Here is a 24660-nt window from a genome sequence, read left to right on the forward strand (position 1 = left end):
CGCGCGAGCTGGCAGCACATGCCTCAAAATTCGATTTCGCGGGCATCGTCTGCCAGTTCGCGGCAGAGAGAGGGCGCTAGCGAAGCAGCACGGAAGTCTGGATACCGCCGTCGACGAATCCAAGCCTCCGCGCCAAGGCGAGCGACCCGCGGTTGTCCAGAGCCGTTCGCCATTGCAGCGTCAGGCCGGAGGCAAGGGCCTCGTGGGCCGCGATCGAGGCGGCCAAAGTCCCCAGCCCTTGCCGGCGCAATTCCGGCGGCACCAGGACGCCCATATCCGCGAGGATCCCCTGCCATTCGGCGTAGGCTCCGCAAGCCACGGGTTGGCGGCCCGGATCGTTGCCATCCATCACCGTGAAATGGTGCTCCATCCTTGAAAGGTGGACTTCATTGACGTCGTCCGGAGGGCATCTGCCCTCCAAATCGATCGCCTCGGGATGGCCGTGGGACACAGTGACCTCGCCTCCGGGTTGGAAGAGGGGAAGGTCGTCGGCGAAGAGCAACGCGGATGTTCCGAGGCCATGGCCCCCGTGCTCGCGGCTGAGTCGCAACAACGCGGAATGCTCGCTCAGCTGATCGTCCGAGAGCTCGACGGCGGCAGCCACCGCCCATGCCGGAGCCACCAGGGCGGAGCGGCCAAAGAGCCGCACGAAGGTGATGGATTCAGCGTCCTCGTCTTCCCGGACCAACCGCTCCCCGAGGCGGGCCGCAGGTGAGCCAGGGACGAAACTGAAGGCTTCGTCGTCGAACCCTAAATGCCGGGCCCAGGCCAGCAGCACAATTTCGGCCGATCCCGCATCAAGTTCCATGACATCGAGTCTAGGCAGTTCCACGAAAAGGAAAGGGCAGCAGGCGCCGCCTGCTGCCCTTTTCCGGATCCGGCCTAGCCGAACAGGACCGCGGCTTCGTCGTAGCGGTTCTGCGGAACGGTCTTGAGCCTGCCCAGGGCAGCTTCGAAGCCCACGTGCTCGATGTCCGTGCCTTTCAGGGCCACCATGGTTCCCCAGCGCCCTTCCACCACGGAATCAATGGCGGCCATGCCCAAACGGGTGGCCAGGACGCGGTCAAACGCCGACGGGACGCCGCCGCGCTGGATGTGGCCCAGGATCGTGGCGCGGGTTTCGATCCCGGTCCGGGCTTCGATTTCCGGAGCCAGCTGGTCCGCGATGCCGCCCAGGCGGGGCCGGCCGAAAGTATCGAGCCCGCGCTCGGAGTGCGGGGCTTCCATGTGGTCGGGGACAAAGCCTTCGGCAACAACAATCAAGGGTGCGCGGCCACGGTCGTGGGCCTCCTGGACCCACTCGGTGATCTGCTCGATGCTGACCTTCTGTTCGGGGATCAGGATGGCGTGCGCGCCGGCAGCCATGCCCGCGTGCAGGGCGATCCAGCCCACGTGGCGGCCCATGACCTCGGCAATCATGCAGCGGTGGTGCGATTCTCCGGTGGTGCGCAACCGGTCGATGGCCTCGGTGGCGATCTGGACTGCGGTATCGAAACCGAAGGTGTAGTCGGTGGCGTCGAGGTCGTTGTCCACGGTCTTGGGAACACCAACGATTTTCAACCCGGCGTCGGTGAGGCGTTTGGCGGCAGCCAAGGTGCCTTCGCCGCCGATGGCAATGATGGCGTCGATGCCGAGGCGGTCCATGTGGGCCTTGATGACATCCGGCCCGCCGCCGTTTTCGAACGGGTTGGTGCGGGACGTGCCGAGGATGGTTCCACCCTGCTTGGCGATACCGCGGACCATGGTGCGGGGAATGTCGATGACATCGCCCTCCACGACGCCTCGCCAACCGTCCCGGAAACCGACGAATTCCTGGCCGTGAATGGCAATCCCCTTGAGGACGGCGCCACGGATAACCGCGTTGAGTCCGGGGCAGTCGCCACCGCTGGTAAGGATTCCAATTTTCATGAAGGCTCAAATCCTGGCTAGGAGGTATACGTGTAGAGCGCCACGCTGAGCTCACAACGATTGTAGGCGGCAATGTGGGGTGGGACACAAACCATGACCGGCGCCTGGGATGAGACTTTTGAAACAGCATGGAAATCTCGCCCGAGAGCCGAGCTTAAGTACCGGGTAAAAGACCAGCGCCTCGCCGGGGTGGCGGAGCGCTGGTTTGAACCCGCCTAGCCCAGTGAATCCCCTGGGCCGGGCTGGTCTATTTCTTGCCTTGCGAACGTTGGTTGAGGAACGTTTCCAGCGCAATGACGCCGCCCTGGTTGGGAAGCAGTAGCCACGCCACCACGTAGATCACCACGGCGGGCCCCGGTAGAAGGCAGAAGAGCAGGTAGGCTACGCGGACGTAGGCCACGTCCACATTCAGTTTGGCGGCAATGCCGCCGCAAACCCCTCCGAGCCAACGCTGTGGACCGCGCTTCAGGCCGATGCCCCGTACGATGCTGAAGAACTTGTTCATGGCTAGAGCCTTCCCTGTTGTGGCCGCTTTGTCACGTGTTGGTTGCTACTGATGGTCGGTATCGGCGGCCCTTGAGCCCGGGCCGGACCCGTTGCCCTTTCGCGAGCGGGCCGACAAAATGCCGCCGATCACGAGTGCCGCGCCAGCCCCGATCATGAGCCCAATCAGCACATAGTTGCCGTTCAGGGCCACGAGTCCGAGCTTCGAAATGATGATCAAGGCTGCGAGTGCCAGGACGATCAGTCCCCAGACCACGGTGCCAACCCTGGCGCCGGCAGCTTGCGCTACGGGCTCGGATGCTGACGGGCCGGTTTCAAATGCCCGCGTAGGTTCGTGCGCGCTCATGTCAGTTTCCTTCCTGGACGGTGACGTTACTGAAGGTGCCGTTGAGCTTGACGACCAGCTTGGCGCCGGGCTTGTCAGTGTTGAAGCTGTCCCGGGTACCACCGTTGCTTTGGGTGACGGCGCTGCCGTCCTGCTTGAGGTTTGCGAAGGTCATGTCCGCTTGGACCTCCACCGGCACGTTCGCCGGGATGAGGAGTTTTATGTTGCTGGCAGTCACGTCCATCGGAACCACGACGTCGGAGCCCATCGGCGCGCTGAGGTTTAGCTTGGTCAAGTCAACGGTCCCATTGGCTCCCGTAATGTCGAAGCCTTTGCGGGCATCGTCGATGCTCACGGGATTCCACTGTCCATTCTGGAGACGGAAGTGGTCGGCATTGGGTGCGATATTGAAGATGCCCCCGATCACCAGCGCCGCAATGGCAAGGAATCCGAGCAGCCCCGACGTGCGGCCTCGAAGCCCGGCTACCAGGATGCCGAGGCCGAGGACTCCGGCGCCCGTGGCCCAAATTACCGCGTTGGCGGCATCGCCGAGGTGGATGACGTTGCCGGCGTCGAGCAGCTTGAGCGTGCCTCCGGCCAGGAGGGCCGCCCCCGCGGAGACGGCTATGATGGCCGCGCCCGGTCCCTGCCGCTTCGGCCGCTGGGGCCGGCTGGATCCGCCACCCGGCGGGTAGGGTCCGGAAGGATTGAAGGGGCCAGAAGGAGTAGCGGGTCCGCCGGTCCCGTAGGCGCCGGTCCCGTAACTGCCAGCCCCGTACTGTCCGGTGTTGGGGGGCGCGGAATAACCAGCGCCCGACGGCGGCACTGTGCCCGACGCCGATACAGCGCCGTGCGCGTGCATGCCGCTTTCATATGAGGTGCCCTGCGCTGCGCCGTAGGCGCCGCCTGGGGTGCCCGGAGCAGGGGCATAGTGTTGGGTTCCCATGGTTCGTCCTCCGTTGCGGGATTTGCTGCGCTGGACCAGGAAGTAGATCAGGTAGATGACGCCGCCTACCCAGAACAGCGTCCAGAAGAGCCCCGGAAGGCCGTTCCAACCCCATCCCCAGAATCCGCGGCCGAGGCCTGGCAATCCGATGATGGTGGTGATCAAGGCGCCGGTCATGCCTCCAGACCACCGGCCTGCCCCTGCTTCCTGGGCGTGGATGCGGCCATCGGGTTCGGGCAGGAGGGCCCAGGCGATGCCGTAGAGCAGGATGCCGATACCGGCGAAGACGGTCAGGACGATGAAGATGCCGCGGACGATCAAGGGATCGATGCCGAAGCGGTGGGCGATGCCGCTGGCCACGCCGCCCATCCACCGGTCCTGGCCGCGGCTGATGCCCTGGCTTCGGATCCAGGTGAAAAAGTTCTGTGGGGGAGCGGGCAATGCGTAGTACGGTGCGCCGCTGCCGCTGCCATCGGCGCTGCCGGCGCTTGGCCGGACGGGTTCTTCCGGCGAGCCGGTTTCCCGGGCTTGCCTGGATTCCTCGGGTTGCCCGAGATCCGCGGGGTGTGCGGATTCCTCTGGATTCATGCTGTTCGGATTCATACTTCGATCTTGCCGTCCGGCGACCGTCCCGTTCTATTGGGGGATACCCTGAACGTTCCCTGAGTGGCCCCCTGAGATGCCCTGCTTCCAGCGTCGAAGGCCTTGATCCGTGTTTGGATGGATTCATGACAATCGCCACCCAACGCCCGCCGCTGGTCCGCAGCAGCGACCGCATCATTGCGGGCGTGTGCGGCGGGCTGGCCGACCACTTGGGCTGGCCCGTGAAGTACGTCCGGCTCGGGATGGTCCTTGCTTCGTGTGCCGGCGGTGCCGGTCTGGCTTTCTACGCTTGGCTTTGGGTCATGGTGCCTACGGCCGATGAGAGCGCCCGCCGCAATAGCCGCCGCCCGGCGTCGCCCATTGCTCCCGCGGTGAGCATGCCTCCGTTCGCTGGCCCTGACCCAGCCGCAGGGGCAGCGCCAGCTCCCAATTGGACTCCGGCTGCTTGGGCTCCGGAGGTCCCCGACGGTGTCGTCGGAAGGGCGCCCGACGTCGGCGCGCAGCCGCCACCGCAGTCCAGCACTGCTCCCGTCTTCGCTTCCTGGTTCAGGGTTCGGCGCATCCAGTACGGGAAAGAGATCCTGCTGGGGGCAGGTCTCCTTCTCGTGGCTGCGATCCTCATCGCCCGGCAGTTCGGCGTCGAGGTTCCCCTCGGCACCCTGATCCCGGCTGCAGCCATTCTTGGTGGCGCGGCGATCGCGTGGATGCAACTGGATGAGACGCGCAGGGCCGGACTGGTGGACAAGACGAAGGCGGACCAAGCCGGCGGGTGGGTCCGCCTCGCTGCAGGACTCGCGCTGGTGGTTGCTGGAGTTTTGGTGATGGTGTCCGGTTCCGGCTCGTGGGAGCAGACATGGCTCGCGTTGCTGGCTTCTATCGCGGTGTTGGGTGGCGTCGCCCTGGTGCTGCTGCCGTGGGGACTGAAGTTCTGGAAGGACCTTGAAACCGAGCGTGCAGGACGCGTGCGCGAGACCGAGCGGGCCGAGATTGCGGCCCATCTGCACGACTCGGTGCTGCAGACGCTTGCGTTGATCCAGCGTCGCGCCGGTTCCGAGCAAGACGTGATCCGCCTGGCACGTGCCCAGGAGCGTGAACTGCGCACGTGGCTGTATCGGGACGCCGCCAAGGATTCGGGACTCCTGGCAGAGCGGATTGCTGCGGCCGCGGCCGAGGTGGAGGACGCGCATGGGCACGCGGTGGACGTCGTCAGCGTAGGGGACGCGGCCATGACGGACAGGCACGAAGCGCTCGTCCTGGCGGCCCGCGAGGCCATGCACAATGCGGCCCGGCATGGCGGCGGAGCCGTGTCCGTCTATCTCGAGAGCTCGGACACAGGCAGCGAGGTTTTTGTGAGGGATCGAGGTCCGGGCTTTGACCCGGATACCGTGCCGGAAGACCGGCTTGGCGTCAAAGAATCAATCATCGGCCGGATGAAACGTCACGGAGGTACCGCAGTCATCAGCAGCGGCTCAGAGGGTACCGAGGTCCGCCTGAAGCTGCCCGTTGAGTACGACGACAAAGCAGAGAACCGAAACGGAGAGACCAAATCATGAGCGCCCTATCAGAGCAAGTAGCGCGGACGGTCCGGGTGGTGATCGTGGACGATCATGCCATTTTCCGTTCCGGGCTGAAGGCCGACCTCGATTCCAGGATCGACGTCGTGGGCGAAGCCGGAACGGTGGAACAAGCCATCGCCGTGATTGCCGAGGTCCGCCCGGAAGTCGTCCTTCTTGACGTTCACTTGCCGGGCGGCCTAGGCGGTGGCGGGCGGGAGGTCATTAGCGCGTCCGCCCCGTTGCGGGGGAGTACCAGTTTCCTGGCCCTGAGCGTGTCCGACGCCGCCGAGGACGTCGTGGCCGTCATTCGGGCCGGCGCCCGGGGCTATGTCACCAAGACCATTTCCGGCCCGGAGATCTCCAATGCAGTAATCCGCGTGGCCGACGGCGACGCCGTGTTCTCGCCGCGCCTGGCAGGTTTTGTGTTGGACGCGTTCGGGACCTCACCTGCGGAGATCGCCGACGACGAACTGGACCGCCTCTCCGCCAGGGAACTGGAAGTCATGCGCCTCATCGCGCGAGGCTACAGCTACAAGGAGGTTGCCAAGGAATTGTTCATTTCGATCAAGACCGTCGAAACCCATGTCTCCGCGGTGTTGCGCAAGCTCCAGCTCTCCAGCCGCCACGAACTGACGAAATGGGCCGCCGAGCGCCGCCTCCTCTGACGCTCGCTTAACCCCAAACGCTCGCTCACCTGTGGTGCCTTAAACCCAAACGCTCGCTCACCTGTGGTGCCTTAAACCCAAACGCTCGCTCACCTGTGGTGCCTTAAACCCAAACGCTCGCTCACCTGTGGTGCCTTAAACCCAAACGCTCGCTCACCTTTATCTCAAGGTGAGCGAGCGTTTGTGCAAGCGAAAGGCTACTTGGCCTGGCCGAGGAACTCCTGCAGGCGTCGAACGCCCTCGGCGAGGTCCTCGTCACCCAGGGCGTAGGACAAGCGCACATAACCTGAGGGACCGAAAGCCTCGCCCGGAACGACTGCGACCTCAACTTCGTCGAGGATCAGCGACGCAAGCTCAGCAGACGTTGACGGACGGACGGGACCGTTCGACGTAGGGAACTCCTTCCCCAGCAGCCCGCGGACGTCGGCGTACACGTAGAAGGCGCCGGCCGGCGTCGGGCATTCCACACCCTCGATCGCGTTCAGTCCAGCGACAATCGCCTTGCGGCGGCGGTCAAAGGCAACCTTCATCTCGTCGACGGCGGTCAGCGGACCGGAGACCGCGGCCAGGGCCGCGATCTGCATGATGTTCGAAACGTTAGACGTCGAGTGCGACTGGAGGTTGGTGGCGGCCTTGATGACATCGGCCGGACCGATCATCCATCCGACGCGCCATCCGGTCATCGCATAAGTCTTGGCCACACCGTTGAGGATGACCACCTTGTCGCCGAGCTCGGGGGCGGCGGTGGCAATCGAGGTGAAGGGCACGCCGTCGTAGGTCAGGTGCTCATAGATTTCGTCGGTGACGACCCAGAGGCCCTTGGCCGCTGCCCATTTTCCGATCTCTGCGACCTGTTCGGCGCTGTAGACGGCACCGGTGGGGTTGGACGGGGAGACGAAAAGCAGGATCTTCGTCTTGTCCGTGACCGCGGCCTCAAGCTGCTCCACGGTGACGAGGTAACCCTGCTCCGGGCCGGCGAAGACCTCAACAGGCACGCCTCCGGCCAAGCGGATTGCCTCCGGGTAGGTGGTCCAGAAAGGCGTGGGGATGATGACTTCGTCGCCCGGGTCAACAAGTGTGGCGAAGGTGTTGTACACAGCCTGTTTGCCGCCATTGGTGACCATCACCTGGGAAGCGTCGACTTTGTAACCGGAATCGCGGAACGTCTTGTCCGCAATGGCCTGCTTCAGTTCCGGCAGACCAGCTGCGGGGGAATAGCGGTGGTACTTCGGTTGGGCGGCGGCTTCGACGGCGGCCTTCACGATGTAGTCAGGTGTCGGGAAGTCGGGCTCCCCGGCGCCGAAGCCAATCACGGGACGACCCGCTGCCTTGAGCGCCTTGGCCTTGGCGTCAACGGCAAGGGTGGCGGATTCGGCGATGGCGGAAATTCGCTGTGAAATGCGGGCGGCAGGTATTCCGGCAGACATTAAAGCACCGTTCTTCGCTGGCAGCTCATGAGCTGGATGGTGGGATTCGACGGAATCTACTTTATGCTGTTCTGCGGAGCTATCGGGCTAACACCGGGAAAGTGACAGTTGAGGCTGATCACACGAGCGGGACGGGCCGAACACTCCGGAAAAGACCCGGTTCGACTATCGCGACGTTGTTGCGTAGACTGGTTCACCGGTGTTGAAAAACATCACAATGGTTCGCGCCCCAGACTGGGTCCGGAATCTCCTGTTCCCAGGGGGTCCTCGGCTTTGATGGACTGCGGCCAAAATATGGATTCGTTCCATAGGGTAGTGGCGCAATTGGTAGCGCAGCGGTCTCCAAAACCGCAGGTTGCAGGTTCGAGTCCTGTCTGCCCTGCGCAGGCTGTTCCGGGGTTCACCCGGAACATGCGCAGCAACCATGGCTCTGATCAGAGTCGGGTCAACGACGTTTGCATAGATGAGTGAGGATCAGGTGACCGAAACAGCTGCGAGCAGCTCGAAGGGCCGCCCTGCCAAGAAGTCCGATTCTGGCCTCTTCGCTCGAATTGCACTTTTTGTCCGCCAGGTAATTGGTGAACTCAAGAAGGTCGTTGCCCCCACCCGTAAGGAACTGGTCAACTACACGCTCGTGGTGCTCGTGTTCGTGGCCATCATGATGCTTGTGGTCACCATCCTGGACCTGGCTTTCGGTACGGGAATCAAATGGGTTTTCGGCGCTACTGGCACCACGAACCACTAAGCGGATCAGTCCGTAAACCGCGTGGAATCCCCGGAAAATCAAGGGATTTCACAGGGTTTGCGGAATTGAGCCATTTAAATAGGCATGTTAGGCAATGAGGAAGCAGGAGACCAAGTGTCTGAGCAGGAGCTCGAGGTAACTGAGACTGAGCTGGATGGGCCGGCTGAAAGTACGGACCACGCCGCGGCTGACGCCACGGAAGGGTCCGAGGTCGATTCTGCTGCGCCCGAAACTGCCGACGTCGACGACGCCGACCAGGATGACGCCGACGCCCTGGCCGCCGCTGCAGCTGTAGCGCCCGCCGACCCCGCTGACGAGTTCAAGGCCAAGCTTCGCCGCCAGGAAGGTGACTGGTACGTCATCCACTCCTACGCCGGCTACGAAAACCGCGTCAAGGCCAACCTTGAGACCCGAATCCAGACCCTGGACATGGAAGATTACATCTTCGAAATCCAGGTGCCCATGGAGGAAGTGGTCGAGATCAAGAACGCCCAGCGCAAGATCATCAACCGCGTGCGCATTCCGGGTTACGTCCTCGTCCGCATGGACCTGACTGACGCATCCTGGGGCGCCGTTCGCCACACCCCGGGTGTCACCGGCTTCGTGGGTAACGCCCACAACCCCGTCCCTCTTCGCCTCGACGAGGTCTTCTCCATGCTGGCTCCGGTCTTCGAAGAGCAGCAGGCCGAGAAGGGCAAGCCGGTCAACAAGCAGCACCAGACCCCGGTCGACATCGACTTCGAGGTCGGAGAGTCGGTCATCGTCAAGGAAGGTCCGTTCGAGACCCTTCCCGCAACGATCTCCGAGATCAAGATGGATTCCCAGACGCTTGTGGTTCTGGTGTCTATCTTCGAACGCGAAACCCCGGTGACGCTCGCATTCAACCAGGTCTCCAAGATCTAGTTGATCCCAGAATTTCGCCCCGCGGTTGCCGGCTTAGCAGCCGCGGAGCGGTCGGTCGCCTTGCCATGGCGGCCACAAACCTGAGGCACGCTCCTGTGTCCTAGGAAGTTATTGAGAGAAGGACCTACATTGGCTCCCAAGAAGAAGGTCACCGGCCTCATCAAGCTGCAGATCCAGGCAGGCGCCGCCAACCCGGCCCCGCCGATCGGTCCTGCGCTTGGCCAGCACGGTGTCAACATCATGGAATTCTGCAAGGCGTACAACGCCGCAACGGAAGCCCAGCGCGGAAACGTTATCCCGGTTGAAATCACGGTCTACGAAGACCGCTCCTTCACCTTCATCACCAAGACCCCGCCGGCTGCAGAGCTCATCAAGAAGGCTGCAGGCGTTGCCAAGGGTTCGCCCACGCCGCACACCGTCAAGGTTGCCAAGCTGACCCAGGCACAGGTTAACGAGATCGCCACCACCAAGATGGAAGACCTCAACGCCACCAGCCTTGAGGGCGCTGCCAAGATAATTGCCGGCACCGCACGCTCCATGGGCATCACCGTCGAAGGCTAATACCAGCCTTCAACCGCCGGGAAACCGGCACCATTGAAATATTGAAAATGTTGGAGATCCACGCCGGATTTCCAACTGTGGCAGGGCCCAGCGCGGTCCGCAGACCACAACTGCACAAGGAGAATAAGCAGCATGGCAAAGCGCAGCAAAGCATATGAGGCAGCCGTAGCCAAGATCGAGGCAGACAAGTTCTACGCCCCGTTCGAGGCCATCAAGCTCGCCAAGGACACCAACCCGTCCAAGTTCGACGCCACCGTTGAGGTTGCTTTCCGTTTGGGCGTCGACCCGCGTAAGGCCGACCAGATGGTCCGCGGCACTGTCAACCTGCCGCACGGCACGGGAAAGACTGCCCGGGTCCTGGTTTTCGCGACGGGCGACAAGGCCGAAGCAGCAATCGCTGCAGGCGCCGACTTCGTTGGTTCCGATGACCTGATCGAAAAGATCGCAGCCGGCTGGACCGACTTCGACGCCGCAGTGGCAACCCCTGACCTCATGGGCAAGGTTGGCCGCCTCGGTAAGGTCCTCGGCCCGCGTAACCTCATGCCGAACCCGAAGACCGGTACCGTGACCGCAGACGTCACCAAGGCTGTCAACGACATCAAGGGCGGCAAGATCGACTTCCGCGTCGACAAGCACTCGAACCTGCACTTCATCATCGGCAAGGTTTCCTTTGACGAGCTGAAGCTGGCCGAGAACTACGCAGCTGCTCTGGAAGAGGTGCTTCGCCTGAAGCCGTCCGCTTCCAAGGGCCGCTACATCCAGAAGGCTACCGTCGCCACCACGTTCGGCCCGGGCATCTCCGTTGACCCGAACGTCACCAAGGTTCTCACCGAGGCGTAAGCCACAGGGAGCATCGACTCTGAATGGACCGTCCGGCCTCGCGCCGGGCGGTCCTTTGTTTGTCCGCTTGCGGAGCCGCCTTCGCGGCATGGTGAAGCGTACGACGGCGGCCCGCACCTCCCGGCGTCGGGCACCTCGAGCGGTGAGGCACCTCCCGGCGTCGGGCACCTATCGCGGCTGGCGGCCGCTGATTAGGCTGAGGACATGACAGGCCTGCTTCCGGACTTCAGCATCTATGAGTTCCATCTGCCGGAGTCCCTGGAAGGGCGGGACGGCGAGGAGTTCCGTGAACTCTCGGCCGCGATGGACGCAATGGTGCTGGAAATTTGGGGAAACTTGGACAGGGCATCGTCGGCGCCCGTCCGGCTTTCTGGATGGCGCGACACCCCCTACGAGGTATCCAGGAACTTTCTTGCGCGGGTTGACGGAGGCATCGTTGGCTACGCTTCCTGCCACGTTCCGGTCAAAGACAACGTCGGCACGGCATGGCTACATGTAGATGTCCTGCAGAGATACCGCCGGCGTGGAATCGGAACCGCCTTGCTCCGCACCGTGGAGGAAGTCGCGAAGGCACAGGGAAGGCATGTCTTGCAGGCGCACACCGAACACCCCGTCGCCTTCGAAGGGGCCGGTCGGCTTGATCCTGCCGCGGGAGCCGGGGGAGTGCCCGGAGATGGTCCGGGCGTCGCGTTCTGCCTCAAGAACGGATACAGACTGGAACAGACAAGTAGGTTCAGCAGACTGGAAATGGACCACGACGCGGAGTGGGCGAACCTTGAGTTCATGGCGCATTCCAAAGCGGATGCCGCATACGGGGTCCTTGGCTGGACGAACCGTTGCCCCGGCGAATACGTGGAGCAGATGGCGGTTCTCATGGGCCGGATGAGCACGGATACTCCCGCGGGAGGCCTTGAGATTGAGGCAGAGGCTTGGGACGCGACACGCGTCAGGCAACTTGAGGACACTACCCTTGCCGAGGGCCGGACCGCCCTTGTGGCAGCTGCACAACATCGCCCAACGGGTGAACTCGCCGCTTACACCGTGATTTACCTCGATCCTGCGAAGCCGTGGATGGCCGATCAGGACGACACCTTGGTGGCAAGTCCGCACCGAGGCCACGGATTGGGGATGCTCGTGAAATTGGCGAACCTGAGGCGACTGCAAGCAGAATATCCGGCTGTCCAACGCGTCATGACTTTTAACGCCGAGGAAAACGAACATATGCTGGCCATCAACGTAAAGCTCGGCTTCCGACCGGTGGGATACGACGGCGAATGGCAAAAGAGGACCAAATGACGAGCACGGTGGAGATCGGCCAACTCTGGATCCCGGATTCCCTTGACGCCGATGACGCGAAGGATTTCCTCGCCGCCGTGGAAGTCAGCCGCAAAGTCCGGATGCAGATCTGGGGGAGTGACGACCTCGCATACACGCCGTTGGAGAAACTGCTCGAACTGGCAGATCCATACGAACGCCAGGTCATTCTTGTGGCCCGCCTCGACGGCCGCATCGTCGGCACCGTCGACATAGCGCTCCCGCTTGCCGACAACATGGACCTGGCGGAATTCACCCTCGATATCCTCCCGGAGTTCCAACGCAGGGGCGTGGGGCGGCAGCTTCTGGAGGCCGCCGAACATTTCGCCAAGAGCGAGGGCAGGACGATGATCATGGTGGACACCAACCACCCTGCCGCGTCCCTGCACGGGGGTGCCGACGAACAATTAGTGCCGGGCAGTGGCCTCGGGTTCGTCCCCCTGGCCAGCCGCGAGGTCGATTTCGCCCGGCGTACCGGCTACACCCTCCAGCACATCGAACAGTTCAGTTCCTGCGCCCTGCCGCTGGACTCGAAGCTCGTCGCCGAGCTCGAGGCCGAAGCGGAGGATGCGAATGCCGGCCGGTACCGCGTCCACCACTGGACGGACCGTTGCCCGGAGCAATGGCTCGAGGCCGTGGCCGCGCTCGAGAACGCTGCCGGCGAAGTTGTGTCGGAGGGCGGCGAGACCGCTGAGGCTGAGCAGCAGCAGTTAGTGTTCGACGCCGGAGTCCTGCGTCAGGCGGAAGACGCCGCCGTCGCGCAGGGGCGCCGAACGGTGGTCACCGCCGTCGAGCACGTCGCCAGTGGGCGCATCGTTGGACTCACTACCATTGGCGTTCTGGCGCAACGCCAGGATGTCGTCTTCCAAGACGACACGATCGTCCTTCAGGAGCACCGGGGAACAAGCTCGGACTCCTGATCAAGGTCGCCAACATGCAGCGCCTTAGCGAGCAGTTTCCGGACGCTCGGGTGATCTACACCTGGAACGCCCCGGAGAATCGGTACCTGCTGACAGTGAACAAGCAATTGGGATTTACCACGGCAGGAGTTACAGGGCTGTGGCAAAAGGAGCTGCCGGACATGGGTCCTAAGGTCACTTCCTCTGAGTGAGGCGGCCTGATTTGGTGATGCACTTGCCCGTCCCGTAAGCTTGAACTACCAAAGACCGTCGGTTGATGGGAACCCACTCCTCTGTGCGCAGCTCAACACTGCAGCCACGCGCGGAAGAATCAAGTGGTTTCCCTGACGAAGGACCCTGACAAAGGGCGGCCGGCGCAGGTGAACGAAGCAAGTCTCCACGATCATGTGATCGCGTCGAGCCAAGCCCCGTGCATCTGCGCGGGGCGTTTTTAGTTGCAGCTCTTTTGAGCGGGGACCCGGAAGACCGGCTTTATTCCCCGGAAGGAGGGTTATGGCAACGCCTAGCAAGATCTCTGCAGTAGCTGAGATCACCAACGATTTCAAGGAATCGAACGCCGCTGTCCTGACCGAATACCGCGGGCTCTCTGTTGCACAGCTCAAGCAGCTGCGTGTTTCTCTCGGCCTGGACACCAAGTTCTCGGTCGTCAAGAACACCCTGACCGCCATTGCAGCCAAGGAAGCTGGTGTCGAAGCATTCGACGGTCAGCTTGCCGGCCCCACTGCAATTGCATTCATCAAGGGTGACGCGGTTGCTGCCGCCAAGAGCCTGACGGACTTTGCCAAGGTCAACAAGCAGCTTGTCATCAAGACCGGCTACTTCGAAGGCAAGGCACTGAACGCAGCAGAGGTTGCCGCACTGGCAGCCCTCGAGTCCCGTGAGCTGCAGCTCGCCAAGGTTGCAGGCATCCTCAAGGCACCTGCTGCCGCTGCTGCACGCATCATTGACGCTCTGCGCCTCAAGCTTGAAGAAGAGGGCGGCGCTGTTGCACCGGCCGCTGAAGAAGCACCGGCTGCCGAAGAGGCTCCCGCCGAGGCTGCTGCAGAAGAGGCTGCCGCTCCGGCTGAAGCCGCTGAAGCAGCAACCGAAGAGAACTAAGTTCTCCCCCATTCAAACTGCGGTGCAGTAACGGACGACGTCCGTGGCAGCACCACCTAAAGGAAGGACGCCAAACATGGCGAAGCTCAGCAACGAAGAGCTCATTGAAGCTTTCAAGGAACTGACCATCATCGAGCTCTCCGAGTTCGTCAAGCTCTTCGAAGAGACCTTCGAAGTTACTGCTGCTGCTGTTGCAGTTGCAGGCCCGGCTGCGGGCGGCGCTGGCGAAGAAGTTGAAGAGAAGACCGAATTTGATGTCATCCTCGAAGCTGCCGGCGAAAAGAAGATCGCAGTGATCAAGGAAGTTCGCGCCATCACCTCCCTCGGCCTCAAGGAAGCCAAGGACCTGGTTGACGGTGCACCGAAGGCTGTCCTCGAAGGCGCCACCAAGGAAGCCGCAGAGAAGGCCAAGGATCAGCTCGAAGCTGCAGGCGCCAGGGTTACTGTCAAGTAACTCGCCTCTTCGGGTAATTCGCTTTACCCAGGAAGCCCCGTCCGGATTCGTCCGGGCGGGGCTTCTTGCATTAAGAGCAACGCGGGGTCACTTACGTCCCACTGGGTGCTGCTGGATGGGCCGTAAGTGACCCCGCGTTGCTTATATGGGGTCGCTGATGTCGGCCACCACGGCCTGCAACGCGGCAGCGAGTTCGTCGGCCTTCACGAAAGCGCTGAATCCGTGTTCGCCGGCACCCAGGGATACCCGCCGTCCCGCGATGCTGGCGTCAGCATAGACCGGCCAAGGCTTTGAGCTTCCCAACGGAGTGATGGTGCCTCGCTCATAGCCGGTGGCCTCGAAGGCAATATCGGCGGAGGGCATGGACAGCTTGTTGACGCCGAGGAGTGCGCGCAGTTTTGGCCAAGAGATCTGGCGGTCGCCAGGAACCAGCGCGAACAGGAACGTGCCGTCCCGGTGTTTGACCACAAGGGACTTCACAATGTCCGACGGCGTGATCCCCATGATGCGGGCCGCTTCCTCAAGACTTGCGGCCGCCGCCCGTTCCACGAGCTGGACCTCCAGTCCGCGGGCGGCTGCGTCGGCCAGGAATCGCTCAGTGCCCCGCATTCATGCCTCATTTCTCAGGTGGCCGCTCCCGCTGCCGGATTCCTAGTCGCGGTACAGGAGCAGTGCTTCGCCTTGACCGCCGCCGCCACACAAGGCGACTGCCGCCTTGCCCTTGCCGCGGCGCTTCAGCTCGTGGGCCGCATGCAGGGCAAGCCGGGCCCCGGAGGCCCCGATCGGATGTCCAATAGCGATTGCCCCGCCATGGATATTGCACTTTTCCAAGGGATAGTCCAAGTCCTTCAAGGACTGCACCGCAACCGAGCCGAAGGCTTCGTTGATCTCGATGAAGTCCAGATCGGCAGTTGTCCATCCGGCGCGGTCCAAAGCCTGCCGGATGGCGTTGGACGGCTGCGAATGCAGGCTGTTGTCAGGCCCGGCCACTTGCCCGGGCTTGCCGAGGACGGCAAGATACTCGAGGCCGTTCTCCTCGGCAAAGCGGCGGCTGGTGAGCACAAGTGCGGAGGCGCCGTCGGACAGGGGAGACGAGTTGCCCGCCGTGATGGTTCCGTCGGTGGCGAAGGCGCCCTTCAAGGGGGCCAAGGTCTCGAGAGTGGTCTGGGGGCGGACGCCTTCGTCGCTTGTCAACACCAGGGGTTCGCCCTTGCGCTGTTTGATCCTGATGGGTGTGATCTCGCCGGAGAACACTCCTTGCTCTGCGGCTGCGGCGGCACGCTGGTGCGAAGCAGCGGCCACTTCATCCTGGGAGCGGCGGTCGATGCCCAGCGACAGGTTCCTGATCTCGGTGGACAAGCCCATCGACTGGCCATCAAAGGCGTCCGTGAGGCCGTCATGTGCCGCAACGTCGAGAGCCTGGATTGCCCCGTAGCTCCACCCCTGCCGTGAGCCTGGCAGCAAATGGGGAGCGCGGCTCATTGATTCCTGACCGCCAGCCACTACAACGGTGGCATCGCCGCTACGGATCATTCGCGCGGCATCGATCACGGCAGTCAGTCCGGAAAGACAGACCTTGTTGATGGTGACGGCCGGGATGTTCCATCCGATGCCGGCAGCTATGGCACTCTGCCGGGCAGGATTTTGACCGGCTCCCGCTTGCAGGACCTGTCCCATGATCACTGCGTCCACTTTGTCCGCCGTGAGTCCGCTCGCCGCGATGGCGCCTGAAATGGCGTGCGCACCGAGCTCGACGGCGGTGAGTCCAGCCAGTTGACCGTTCAACCTGCCCTGTGGGGTGCGGGTGGCGGAAAGGATGACAACGTCGTTGTTGTCCCTTTTGTCTGAAGGGGTGCTCATTTTCTCTCTTCCGATCAAGGGTGGTGAGCCTAGGCTACCGTGGCGCCCATCACCTCTCCATTCAACGATGGAGCCCCGAACAACATTCCGTACGCGGCGGCCGCATAGGTGCCTGCGGCAACCGTGCTTGCATTCGGGCGAAATGTGGGGTAGACAGGTGGGTTGATTTGCCGTATCGTAGATATTTGCGTCTTCCCTGTTAACCTTCAGCCTTCATATAGCGGTGGGCTTTACCCCTCAGCTGCGCCTTTTGATGTGCCGTTTCGAACGTGCATGCTCTTGGTCGGCCGGGGTCCCGGGTCATATAGCGGAACCGGAAAGGTACACTGCGGATTCAATCTGCAGGGTGCAAGCGGGGGAGATCTGAAAACGCCTGAAGGTCTGTGGAAGGATCCCTCTTGGTCGCCTCGAGCACCTCTAATAACGAAACCGCTAATACGGCAAGCACCGATGGTGCAACTCGCCGGCTCTCATTCGCAAAGATTCACGAACCGCTGGACGTTCCGAATCTACTCGCACTGCAGACAGACAGCTTTGACTGGCTGGTCGGAAACGAACGCTGGCAGGCGCGGGTAGCGAAGGCTGTCGAGGAAGGCGACCTGAGCGTCGCCACCACCTCTGGACTTGCCGACATCTTCGAAGAGATCTCCCCCATCGAGGACTTCCAGGCCACTATGTCCCTGAGCTTCTCCGAGCCGGAGTTCGCTGATCCGAAGTACACCATGGCCGAATGCAAAGACCGTGACGCCACTTACTCGGCACCGCTGTATGTCAAGGCCGAGTTCATGAACAACAACACGGGTGAAATCAAGCAGCAGACCGTGTTCATGGGCGACTTCCCTCTCATGACGGAGAAGGGAACGTTCGTTGTCAACGGCACCGAGCGTGTCGTCGTCTCCCAGCTGGTTCGTTCGCCGGGCGCCTACTTTGAGCGCACCGCTGACAAGACCAGTGACAAGGACATCTTCACTGCAAAGATCATCCCGTCCCGCGGTGCATGGTTCGAGCTCGAAATCGACAAGCGCGACCAGGTCGGCGTACGCCTCGACCGCAAGCGCAAGCAGTCGGTCACCGTTCTGCTGAAGGCCCTTGGTTGGACCGAAGGCCAGATCCTGGAAGAGTTCGGCCAGTACGACTCCATGCGTGCAACGCTGGAGAAGGACGCCACGGAAACCCGCGAAGACGCTCTTTTGGACATCTACCGCAAGCTGCGTCCGGGCGAGCCGCCCACCGTCGAGGCTGCCCAGTCGCTGCTGGACAACCTGTACTTCAACGCCAAGCGCTACGATCTGGCCAAGGTTGGCCGTTACAAGATCAACCGCAAGCTCGGCATCGACCGCTCCCTCGGCGACAAGGAAGCTTCGGTCCTGCACGTTGAAGACATCGTCGCCATGATCAAGTTCCTGGTCGCGCTTCACGCCGGCGAGAAGACCCTCATGGGCAAGCGCGATGGTGCAGACCACGAGCTCCGCGTCGAGATCGATGACATCGACCACTTCGGTAACCGCCGCATCCGCGCCGTTGGCGAATTGATCGAAAACCAGGTCCGCACCGGCCTGTCCCGCATGGAGCGTGTCGTCCGCGAACGCATGACCACGCAGGACGTCGAAGCCATTACGCCGCAGACCCTGATCAACATCCGCCCCGTGGTGGCAGCAATCAAGGAGTTCTTCGGAACGTCCCAGCTGTCCCAGTTCATGGACCAGAACAACCCCTTGTCGGGTCTGACCCACAAGCGCCGCCTGTCGGCCCTTGGCCCGGGTGGTCTGTCGCGTGACCGCGCCGGCATGGAAGTTCGAGACGTTCACCCGTCCCACTACGGACGTATGTGCCCCATCGAAACTCCTGAAGGCCCGAACATTGGTTTGATCGGTTCGTTGGCTTCCTACGGCCGCATCAACCCGTTCGGTTTCATCGAGACTCCGTACCGCCTGGTTTCCGAGGGCGTCGTTTCCGATGAGGTCCAGTACCTCACCGCCGACGACGAAGCCGAAGTCCTGATCGCACAGGCCAACGCGCCGCTGGATGCCGACAAGAAGTTCGCGGAAGAAACCGTGCTTGTCCGTGCCCGTGGTGGTGGAGGCGAGCCCGTTCTGGTTCCGGCTGGCGAAGTTCAGTTCATGGACGTCTCCCCGCGCCAGATGGTGTCCGTAGCTACCGCACTGATTCCGTTCCTCGAGCATGACGATGCAAACCGCGCACTCATGGGTGCCAACATGCAGCGCCAGGCTGTGCCGCTGGTCCGGTCCGAGGCTCCGTTCGTGGGTACCGGCATGGAGCGCGCTGCCGCCGTCGACGCCGGTGACGTTGTCATCGCGAAGAAGGCTGGTGTCGTCAATGAAGTTTCCGCTGACCTCGTCACCATGCTTAACGACGACGGCACGGAAACCAGCTACCGCATCAACAAGTTCGCCCGCTCCAACCAGGGCAACTGCTACAACCACCGTGTCCTGGTCAACGAAGGCCAGCGCCTCGAAGTCGGCGGCATCATCGCTGACGGCCCGGCAACGGATCAGGGTGAACTCGCCCTCGGTAAGAACCTCCTCGTGGCATTCATGTCATGGGAAGGCCACAACTTCGAGGACGCCATCATCCTGTCGCAGCGCATCGTCGCTGAGGATGTCCTTTCCTCCATCCACATCGAGGAGCACGAGATCGATGCCCGCGACACCAAGCTTGGTGCTGAGGAAATCACCCGTGACATCCCCAACGTGTCCGAGGAAGTCCTCGCAGGACTGGACGAGCGTGGCATCATCCACATCGGTGCCGAGGTTGAAGCCGGCGACATCCTGGTAGGTAAGGTCACCCCGAAGGGTGAAACCGAACTGACCCCGGAAGAGCGCTTGCTCCGTGCGATCTTCGGCGAGAAGTCCCGCGAAGTGCGTGACACCTCCCTGAAGGTTCCCCACGGCGAGTCCGGCACGGTCATCGGCGTGCGCGTCTTCGACCGCGACAACGACGACGAGCTGCCCCCGGGCGTCAACCAACTCGTCCGCGTCTACGTTGCTGCCAAGCGTAAGATCACCGACGGCGACAAGCTCGCTGGCCGCCACGGTAACAAGGGCGTCATCTCCAAGATCCTCCCGATCGAAGACATGCCGTTCCTTGCTGACGGTACCCCTGTGGACATCGTCCTGAACCCCCTGGGTGTTCCGGGCCGTATGAACGTCGGCCAGGTGCTCGAAACGCACCTCGGTTGGGTTGCCAAGACCGGTTGGAAGATCGAAGGCGAGCCGGAGTGGGTCAAGAACCTTCCGAACCTGCCTCGTGAATCCGGCCAGACCACTGTCGCCACCCCGGTGTTCGACGGTGCACGCGAAGAGGAAATCACAGGTCTGCTGGATTCCACCAACGTGACCCGTGACGGCGACCGCCTGATCGACTCCTCCGGCAAGACCCGTTTGTTCGACGGCCGCTCCGGCGAGCCGTTCCCGGACCCGGTCTCCGTGGGCTACATGTACATCCTGAAGCTCCACCACTTGGTGGACGACAAGATCCACGCGCGCTCCACCGGCCCGTACTCCATGATCACGCAGCAGCCGCTGGGTGGTAAGGCACAGTTCGGTGGCCAGCGCTTCGGTGAAATGGAAGTGTGGGCGCTCGAAGCATACGGCGCTGCCTACACCCTCCAGGAACTGCTGACGATCAAGTCGGATGACATCCACGGCCGCGTGAAGGTTTACGAAGCCATCGTCAAGGGCGAGAACATCCCCGAGCCTGGCGTTCCGGAATCCTTCAAGGTCTTGATCAAGGAAATGCAGTCGCTGTGCCTGAACGTGGAAGTTCTTTCCACGGATGGTACGACGATCGAAATGCGTGACTCTGATGACGCAGTCTTTACGGCTGCGGAAGAACTGGGCATTGATCTGTCTCGCGCAGAGCCCAGCTCCGTAGAAGAGGTCTAACAGCCGCTTTTGGCTGGCGGTGCGAACCGCCAGCCAAGGCAGCTGCCTCTTTCCGTAAATCAAGACTTCAGAATTTAGAGAACAAGAGAGAACAGGGACCATATGTCCAGCGAATCCTCCTTCGGCCTCATGCAGATCGGCCTAGCCACCGCGGAAGACATCCGCGGCTGGTCGTACGGTGAGGTCAAGAAGCCGGAAACCATCAACTACCGCACGCTCAAGCCCGAGAAGGACGGCCTCTTCTGCGAGAAGATCTTCGGCCCGTCCCGCGACTGGGAATGCTACTGCGGCAAGTACAAGCGCGTGCGCTTCAAGGGCATCATCTGTGAGCGTTGTGGCGTTGAAGTCACACGCGCCAAGGTGCGCCGCGAACGCATGGGCCACATCGAACTGGCTGCTCCCGTCACGCACATCTGGTACTTCAAGGGCGTTCCCTCCCGTTTGGGCTACCTCCTTGACCTGGCACCGAAGGACCTTGAAAAGGTCATCTACTTCGCCGCCTACATGATCACCAGCGTGGACACCGAGAGCCGTCACGCGGAACTGCCGAACCTCCAGGTTGAGCACGACCTTGAGAAGAAGCAGCTCGTCGACAACCGCGACAGCGACATCGCCACGATTGCCCGCGACCTTGAGGACGAGCTTGCCCGCCTCGAAGGTGAAGGCGCCAAGGCTGCGGACAAGAAGAAGGCCCGCGACTCCGCGGATCGTCAGATGGCCAACGTCCGCAAGCGTGCGGACGCTGAGATCGAGCGTCTCGAGCAGGTCTGGGACCGCTTCAAGAACCTCAAGGTCGCAGACCTCGAAGGTGACGAAGGACTGTACCGCGAACTGCGCGACCGCTACGGCATGTACTTCGAAGGCTCCATGGGTGCCGAAGCCATCAAGAAGCGTCTTGAGAACTTCGACATGCAGGCAGAGTCCGAGTCCTTGCGCGACACCATCCAGAACGGCAAGGGCCAGCGCAAGACCCGTGCCCTCAAGCGCCTGAAGGTTGTCAATGCGTTCCTGACCACCAGCAACAGCCCGCTTGGCATGGTGCTGGACGCTGTCCCGGTGATCCCGCCGGAACTGCGCCCGATGGTCCAGCTGGACGGTGGCCGCTTCGCGACCTCCGACCTCAACGACCTCTACCGCCGCGTGATCAACCGCAACAACCGACTCAAGCGATTGCTTGACCTCGGTGCTCCGGAGATCATCGTCAACAACGAGAAGCGCATGCTTCAGGAAGCTGTTGACAGTCTCTTCGACAACGGCCGTCGTGGCCGCCCGGTCACGGGTCCGGGCAACCGTCCGCTGAAGTCCCTGAGCGACATGCTCAAGGGCAAGCAGGGCCGTTTCCGCCAGAACCTGCTCGGCAAGCGCGTCGACTACTCAGGCCGTTCGGTCATCGTCGTCGGCCCGCAGCTGAAGCTGCACCAGTGTGGTCTGCCCAAGCAGATGGCCCTGGAGCTCTTCAAGCCGTTCGTGATGAAGCGACTGGTTGACCTCAACCACGCGCAGAACATCAAGTCGGCAAAGCGCATGGTCGAGCGTTACCGCCCGCAGGTCTGGGACGTGCTGGAAGAGATCATCACCGAACACCCGGTGCTGCTCAACCGTGCACCTACCCTGCACCGCCTCGGCATCCAGGCATTCGAGCCGCAGCTTGTTGAAGGCAAGGCCATCCAGCTTCACCCGCTGGTTTGTGGTGCCTTCAACGCCGACTTCGACGGCGACCAGATGGCAGTCCACCTGCCGCTGAGCCCTGAAGCCCAGGCTGAAGCCCGCATCCTGATGCTCTCCTCGAACAACATCCTGAAGCCGTCTGATGGCCGTCCGGTGACCCTGCCTTCGCAGGACATGATCATCGGTCTGTACCACCTGACCACCAAGCGTGTTGGTTCGGCAGGCGAAGGCCGTATCTTCTCCTCGGTTGCGGAAGCCATCATGGCCTACGACGCCCGCGAGCTGCACCTGAACTCCCAGGTCAAGATCCGTCTTGAGGGCTTTGTTCCTTACGCCGGCTGGGAAGCCCCGGAAGGCTGGGAGCCGGGTCAGACCGCTTTGGTCCAGACCTCCCTCGGCCAGGTTCTCTTCAACGAGACCCTCCCGGAGGACTACCCATGGGTTGAAGCTGTTGCCGACAAGGGCGAGCTCTCAAGGATCGTCAACGACCTCGCAGAGCGCTACCCGAAGGTTGTCACGGCTGCAACGCTGGACAACCTGAAGGATGCCGGTTTCTACTGGGCCACCCGCTCAGGCGTCACCGTGGCAATCTCCGACATCGAGGTGCCCACGTCCAAGCCCGCCATCCTGGCCGGTTACGAGACCATGGCTGCCAAGATCCAGGGCCAGTACGACAAGGGCCTGATCGACGACGACGAGCGTCGCCAGGAACTGATCGAGATCTGGAACAAGGCCACCAACGAAATCGCCCAGGCGATGCGTGACAGCCTGTCCCCGATGAACACCATCAACCGCATGGTGTCCTCCGGTGCACGTGGTAACTGGATGCAGGTCCGCCAGATCGCGGGTATCCGTGGTCTTGTGGCCAACCCGAAGGGTGAGATCATCCCGCGTCCGATCAAGTCCTCGTACCGCGAGGGCCTGTCGGTGCTGGAATACTTCATCGCGACGCACGGTGCCCGTAAGGGTCTGGCCGACACCGCCCTTCGTACCGCCAACTCGGGTTACTTGACCCGTCGCCTGGTGGACGTTTCGCAGGACGTCATCGTCCGTGAAGAGGACTGTGGCACCGAGCGCGGTCTCATGACCGCAATCGCCGTGCCGGACTCCAACGGTGAGCTGGTCCTTGACGAGAACGTCGAGAACAGCGCCTACGCACGTACCCTCGCCGTCGACGTCGTCGACTCGAAGGGCGCAGTGCTGGCCGCTGCCGGCACCGACTGCGGCGACGTTGTCATTGCCGAGCTGCTTGCGGCCGGTATCACCGAGGTCAAGGTCCGCTCTGTGCTCACGTGTGAGTCCAAGGTCGGTACCTGTGCGCTCTGCTACGGCCGTTCGTTGGCCACCGGCAAGACCGTGGACATCGGAGAGGCCGTCGGCATCATCGCCGCACAGTCGATCGGTGAACCCGGTACCCAGCTGACCATGCGTACGTTCCACACCGGTGGTGCTGTTTCCGCCAGCGGTGGCGACGACATCACCCAGGGTCTGCCCCGTATCCAGGAGCTCTTCGAAGCCCGTACTCCGAAGGGTGTTGCACCGATTGCTGAAGCAGCCGGCCGCATCGCCATCGAAGAGTCCGAGCGCCAGATGCGCCTTATCATCACCCCGGACGATGGTTCCGAGGAGATCGCCTACCCGGTGCTGCGCCGTTCCCGCCTCCTCATCGAGGATGGCGAGCACGTCAGCGTCGGACAGAAGCTGATCAACGGTCCTGTGGACCCGAAGCAGGTTCTGCGCATCATGGGTCCGCGTGCCGCCCAGAAGTTCCTGGTGGACGAGGTCCAGGGCGTTTACCGCAGCCAGGGCATTGGCATCCACGACAAGCACGTGGAAGTCATCGTCCGCCAGATGCTGCGCCGCGTGACCGTCATCGAATCCGGCGACTCCGATCTGCTTCCGGGCGAGCTCGCTGAGCGTAGCCGCTTCGAGGACGAGAACCGTCGCGTGGTGTCCGAAGGCCGTACCCCGGCTTCCGGTCGCCCGGAGCTCATGGGTATCACCAAGGCATCTCTGGCAACCGAGTCCTGGCTGTCGGCCGCTTCCTTCCAGGAGACCACCCGCGTTCTGACGCAGGCGGCCATGGAAGGAAAGAGCGACCCGCTGCTTGGCCTCAAGGAGAACGTCATCATCGGTAAGCTCATCCCGGCCGGTACAGGCCTGCCCCGTTACACCGAGGTCACCGTGGAGCCGACTGAAGAAGCAAAGGCAAGCCTGTTCACAGGCCCCAGCGCCTTCACCGACTTCTCGTATGACGCCCTGGGAGGCGACGGAGCTCCCGAGTTCCACGCCATCCCGCTGGATGACTACGATCTCGGCAACGACTTCCGCTAGCGGGCACGGCGGGCCCTTTCGTGTCGCGTTCCGCGCCACGTAGGGACCCTGCCGCCCTGCCCTTAGTCTCCAAGTCAAGGTAAGGACCCCGCACTCAGCGAGTGCGGGGTCCTTCCCGTTAGGT

At 62.5% G+C, this 24660-nt stretch carries 19 protein-coding genes, 1 tRNA gene and 1 pseudogene; 13 read left to right on the top strand and 8 right to left on the bottom strand.

The features are described from left to right. Window positions 1–76: 76 nt before the first annotated feature. The 5 genes from OW521_RS16715 to OW521_RS16735 all read right to left on the bottom strand — a co-directional run bounded on the left by OW521_RS16715 (window position 77) and on the right by OW521_RS16735 (window position 4286). Entirely contained in the window at window positions 77–808 is a 732-nt protein-coding gene (locus tag OW521_RS16715; protein WP_268020727.1) for a GNAT family N-acetyltransferase, read from the bottom strand. Window positions 809–882: 74 nt separating this feature from the next. Continuing rightward, window positions 883–1908 carry an ATP-dependent 6-phosphofructokinase gene (locus OW521_RS16720; RefSeq protein ID WP_268020728.1) on the bottom strand — a complete coding sequence of 342 codons (1026 nt, stop codon included), beginning with the start codon at window positions 1906–1908 and terminating at the stop codon, window positions 883–885. Window positions 1909–2155: 247 nt separating this feature from the next. Beyond that, window positions 2156–2413: a PspC domain-containing protein gene (locus OW521_RS16725; RefSeq protein ID WP_268020729.1), complete on the bottom strand. Its 258-nt coding sequence runs from the start codon at window positions 2411–2413 to the stop codon at window positions 2156–2158. A 45-nt stretch (window positions 2414–2458) separates the two neighbouring features. Further along, window positions 2459–2758 carry a hypothetical protein gene (locus tag OW521_RS16730; RefSeq protein ID WP_268020730.1) on the bottom strand — a complete coding sequence of 100 codons (300 nt, stop codon included), beginning with the start codon at window positions 2756–2758 and terminating at the stop codon, window positions 2459–2461. A 1-nt stretch (window position 2759) separates the two neighbouring features. Then, a complete protein-coding gene (locus OW521_RS16735; protein ID WP_268020731.1) occupies window positions 2760–4286 on the bottom strand; it encodes a PspC domain-containing protein in 1527 nt (508 codons plus the stop codon). A 125-nt stretch (window positions 4287–4411) separates the two neighbouring features. Between OW521_RS16735 and OW521_RS16740 the strand changes: the two genes are divergently transcribed. After that, window positions 4412–5839, top strand: a complete 1428-nt coding sequence (locus tag OW521_RS16740; RefSeq protein WP_268020732.1) for an ATP-binding protein — start codon at window positions 4412–4414, stop codon at window positions 5837–5839. After that, window positions 5836–6507 (top strand): LuxR C-terminal-related transcriptional regulator, encoded by a 672-nt coding sequence (locus tag OW521_RS16745; RefSeq protein ID WP_268020733.1) that lies wholly within the window; start codon window positions 5836–5838, stop codon window positions 6505–6507. Before OW521_RS16740 ends, OW521_RS16745 begins: the two co-directional genes overlap by 4 nt. Before the next feature lie 197 nt (window positions 6508–6704). On the opposite strand, the gene OW521_RS16750 is transcribed toward OW521_RS16745, so the two are convergent. Then, complete coding sequence (locus OW521_RS16750; RefSeq protein WP_268020734.1) at window positions 6705–7934, bottom strand: pyridoxal phosphate-dependent aminotransferase; 1230 nt, start codon at window positions 7932–7934, stop codon at window positions 6705–6707. A 309-nt stretch (window positions 7935–8243) separates the two neighbouring features. On the opposite strand from OW521_RS16750, the gene OW521_RS16755 reads away from it, so the two are divergent. The 9 genes and pseudogenes from OW521_RS16755 to rplL all read left to right on the top strand — a co-directional run bounded on the left by OW521_RS16755 (window position 8244) and on the right by rplL (window position 14769). Further along, a tRNA-Trp gene (locus OW521_RS16755) sits at window positions 8244–8316 on the top strand. Window positions 8317–8397: 81 nt separating this feature from the next. After that, on the top strand, window positions 8398–8679 hold the full coding sequence (gene secE, locus OW521_RS16760; RefSeq protein WP_265979286.1) for a preprotein translocase subunit SecE: 282 nt from the start codon (window positions 8398–8400) through the stop codon (window positions 8677–8679). A 114-nt stretch (window positions 8680–8793) separates the two neighbouring features. After that, window positions 8794–9582, top strand: a complete 789-nt coding sequence (gene nusG, locus OW521_RS16765; RefSeq protein WP_268020735.1) for a transcription termination/antitermination protein NusG — start codon at window positions 8794–8796, stop codon at window positions 9580–9582. 129 nt (window positions 9583–9711) lie between these two features. Continuing rightward, entirely contained in the window at window positions 9712–10143 is a 432-nt protein-coding gene (gene rplK, locus OW521_RS16770; RefSeq protein ID WP_024365990.1) for a 50S ribosomal protein L11, read from the top strand. A 132-nt stretch (window positions 10144–10275) separates the two neighbouring features. Continuing rightward, the gene (rplA, locus tag OW521_RS16775) at window positions 10276–10983 is read left to right on the top strand and encodes a 50S ribosomal protein L1 (protein ID WP_234749040.1); all 708 of its coding nucleotides are present in this window, start codon (window positions 10276–10278) and stop codon (window positions 10981–10983) included. Window positions 10984–11187: 204 nt separating this feature from the next. Further along, the gene (locus tag OW521_RS16780; RefSeq protein WP_268020736.1) at window positions 11188–12279 is read left to right on the top strand and encodes a GNAT family N-acetyltransferase; all 1092 of its coding nucleotides are present in this window, start codon (window positions 11188–11190) and stop codon (window positions 12277–12279) included. After that, window positions 12258–13408, top strand: a pseudogene (locus OW521_RS16785) (GNAT family N-acetyltransferase). Before OW521_RS16780 ends, OW521_RS16785 begins: the two are co-directional and overlap by 22 nt. Before the next feature lie 301 nt (window positions 13409–13709). Beyond that, a complete protein-coding gene (gene rplJ / locus OW521_RS16790) occupies window positions 13710–14315 on the top strand; it encodes a 50S ribosomal protein L10 (protein ID WP_234749043.1) in 606 nt (201 codons plus the stop codon). A gap of 76 nt (window positions 14316–14391) precedes the next feature. Continuing rightward, window positions 14392–14769 carry a 50S ribosomal protein L7/L12 gene (gene rplL, locus OW521_RS16795; RefSeq protein ID WP_268020738.1) on the top strand — a complete coding sequence of 126 codons (378 nt, stop codon included), beginning with the start codon at window positions 14392–14394 and terminating at the stop codon, window positions 14767–14769. A gap of 141 nt (window positions 14770–14910) precedes the next feature. Here rplL and OW521_RS16800 read toward each other — a convergent pair whose 3' ends face one another. Both OW521_RS16800 and OW521_RS16805 read right to left on the bottom strand, forming a co-directional pair. Continuing rightward, entirely contained in the window at window positions 14911–15378 is a 468-nt protein-coding gene (locus tag OW521_RS16800) for an aminoacyl-tRNA deacylase (protein WP_268020739.1), read from the bottom strand. A gap of 42 nt (window positions 15379–15420) precedes the next feature. Further along, complete coding sequence (locus tag OW521_RS16805; RefSeq protein ID WP_268020740.1) at window positions 15421–16629, bottom strand: acetyl-CoA C-acetyltransferase; 1209 nt, start codon at window positions 16627–16629, stop codon at window positions 15421–15423. Between the two features lie 398 nt (window positions 16630–17027). Here OW521_RS16805 and rpoB point away from each other — a divergent pair, with 398 nt between their 5' ends. Both rpoB and OW521_RS16815 read left to right on the top strand, forming a co-directional pair. Beyond that, on the top strand, window positions 17028–20534 hold the full coding sequence (gene rpoB, locus OW521_RS16810; protein ID WP_268020741.1) for a DNA-directed RNA polymerase subunit beta: 3507 nt from the start codon (window positions 17028–17030) through the stop codon (window positions 20532–20534). 102 nt (window positions 20535–20636) lie between these two features. Continuing rightward, window positions 20637–24536 carry a DNA-directed RNA polymerase subunit beta' gene (locus OW521_RS16815; RefSeq protein WP_268020742.1) on the top strand — a complete coding sequence of 1300 codons (3900 nt, stop codon included), beginning with the start codon at window positions 20637–20639 and terminating at the stop codon, window positions 24534–24536. Window positions 24537–24660 lie beyond the last annotated feature (124 nt).

Source organism: Arthrobacter sp. MMS18-M83 (genome assembly GCF_026683955.1).
Lineage (GTDB): Bacteria > Actinomycetota > Actinomycetes > Actinomycetales > Micrococcaceae > Arthrobacter.

Excerpts from the sequence above, each read along its gene's own strand:
- OW521_RS16715 (WP_268020727.1), bottom strand. The coding sequence starts at position 808 with ATGGAACTTGATGCGGGATCGGCCGAAATTGTGCTGCTGGCCTGGGCC.
- OW521_RS16720 (WP_268020728.1), bottom strand. The coding sequence starts at position 1,908 with ATGAAAATTGGAATCCTTACCAGCGGTGGCGACTGCCCCGGACTCAAC.
- OW521_RS16725 (WP_268020729.1), bottom strand. The coding sequence starts at position 2,413 with ATGAACAAGTTCTTCAGCATCGTACGGGGCATCGGCCTGAAGCGCGGT.
- OW521_RS16730 (WP_268020730.1), bottom strand. The coding sequence starts at position 2,758 with ATGAGCGCGCACGAACCTACGCGGGCATTTGAAACCGGCCCGTCAGCA.
- OW521_RS16735 (WP_268020731.1), bottom strand. The coding sequence starts at position 4,286 with ATGAATCCGAACAGCATGAATCCAGAGGAATCCGCACACCCCGCGGAT.
- OW521_RS16740 (WP_268020732.1), top strand. The coding sequence starts at position 4,412 with ATGACAATCGCCACCCAACGCCCGCCGCTGGTCCGCAGCAGCGACCGC.
- OW521_RS16745 (WP_268020733.1), top strand. The coding sequence starts at position 5,836 with ATGAGCGCCCTATCAGAGCAAGTAGCGCGGACGGTCCGGGTGGTGATC.
- OW521_RS16750 (WP_268020734.1), bottom strand. The coding sequence starts at position 7,934 with ATGTCTGCCGGAATACCTGCCGCCCGCATTTCACAGCGAATTTCCGCC.
- secE (WP_265979286.1), top strand. The coding sequence starts at position 8,398 with ATGAGTGAGGATCAGGTGACCGAAACAGCTGCGAGCAGCTCGAAGGGC.
- rplA (WP_234749040.1), top strand. The coding sequence starts at position 10,276 with ATGGCAAAGCGCAGCAAAGCATATGAGGCAGCCGTAGCCAAGATCGAG.
- OW521_RS16780 (WP_268020736.1), top strand. The coding sequence starts at position 11,188 with ATGACAGGCCTGCTTCCGGACTTCAGCATCTATGAGTTCCATCTGCCG.
- rplJ (WP_234749043.1), top strand. The coding sequence starts at position 13,710 with ATGGCAACGCCTAGCAAGATCTCTGCAGTAGCTGAGATCACCAACGAT.
- rplL (WP_268020738.1), top strand. The coding sequence starts at position 14,392 with ATGGCGAAGCTCAGCAACGAAGAGCTCATTGAAGCTTTCAAGGAACTG.
- OW521_RS16800 (WP_268020739.1), bottom strand. The coding sequence starts at position 15,378 with ATGCGGGGCACTGAGCGATTCCTGGCCGACGCAGCCGCCCGCGGACTG.
- OW521_RS16805 (WP_268020740.1), bottom strand. The coding sequence starts at position 16,629 with ATGAGCACCCCTTCAGACAAAAGGGACAACAACGACGTTGTCATCCTT.
- OW521_RS16815 (WP_268020742.1), top strand. The coding sequence starts at position 20,637 with ATGTCCAGCGAATCCTCCTTCGGCCTCATGCAGATCGGCCTAGCCACC.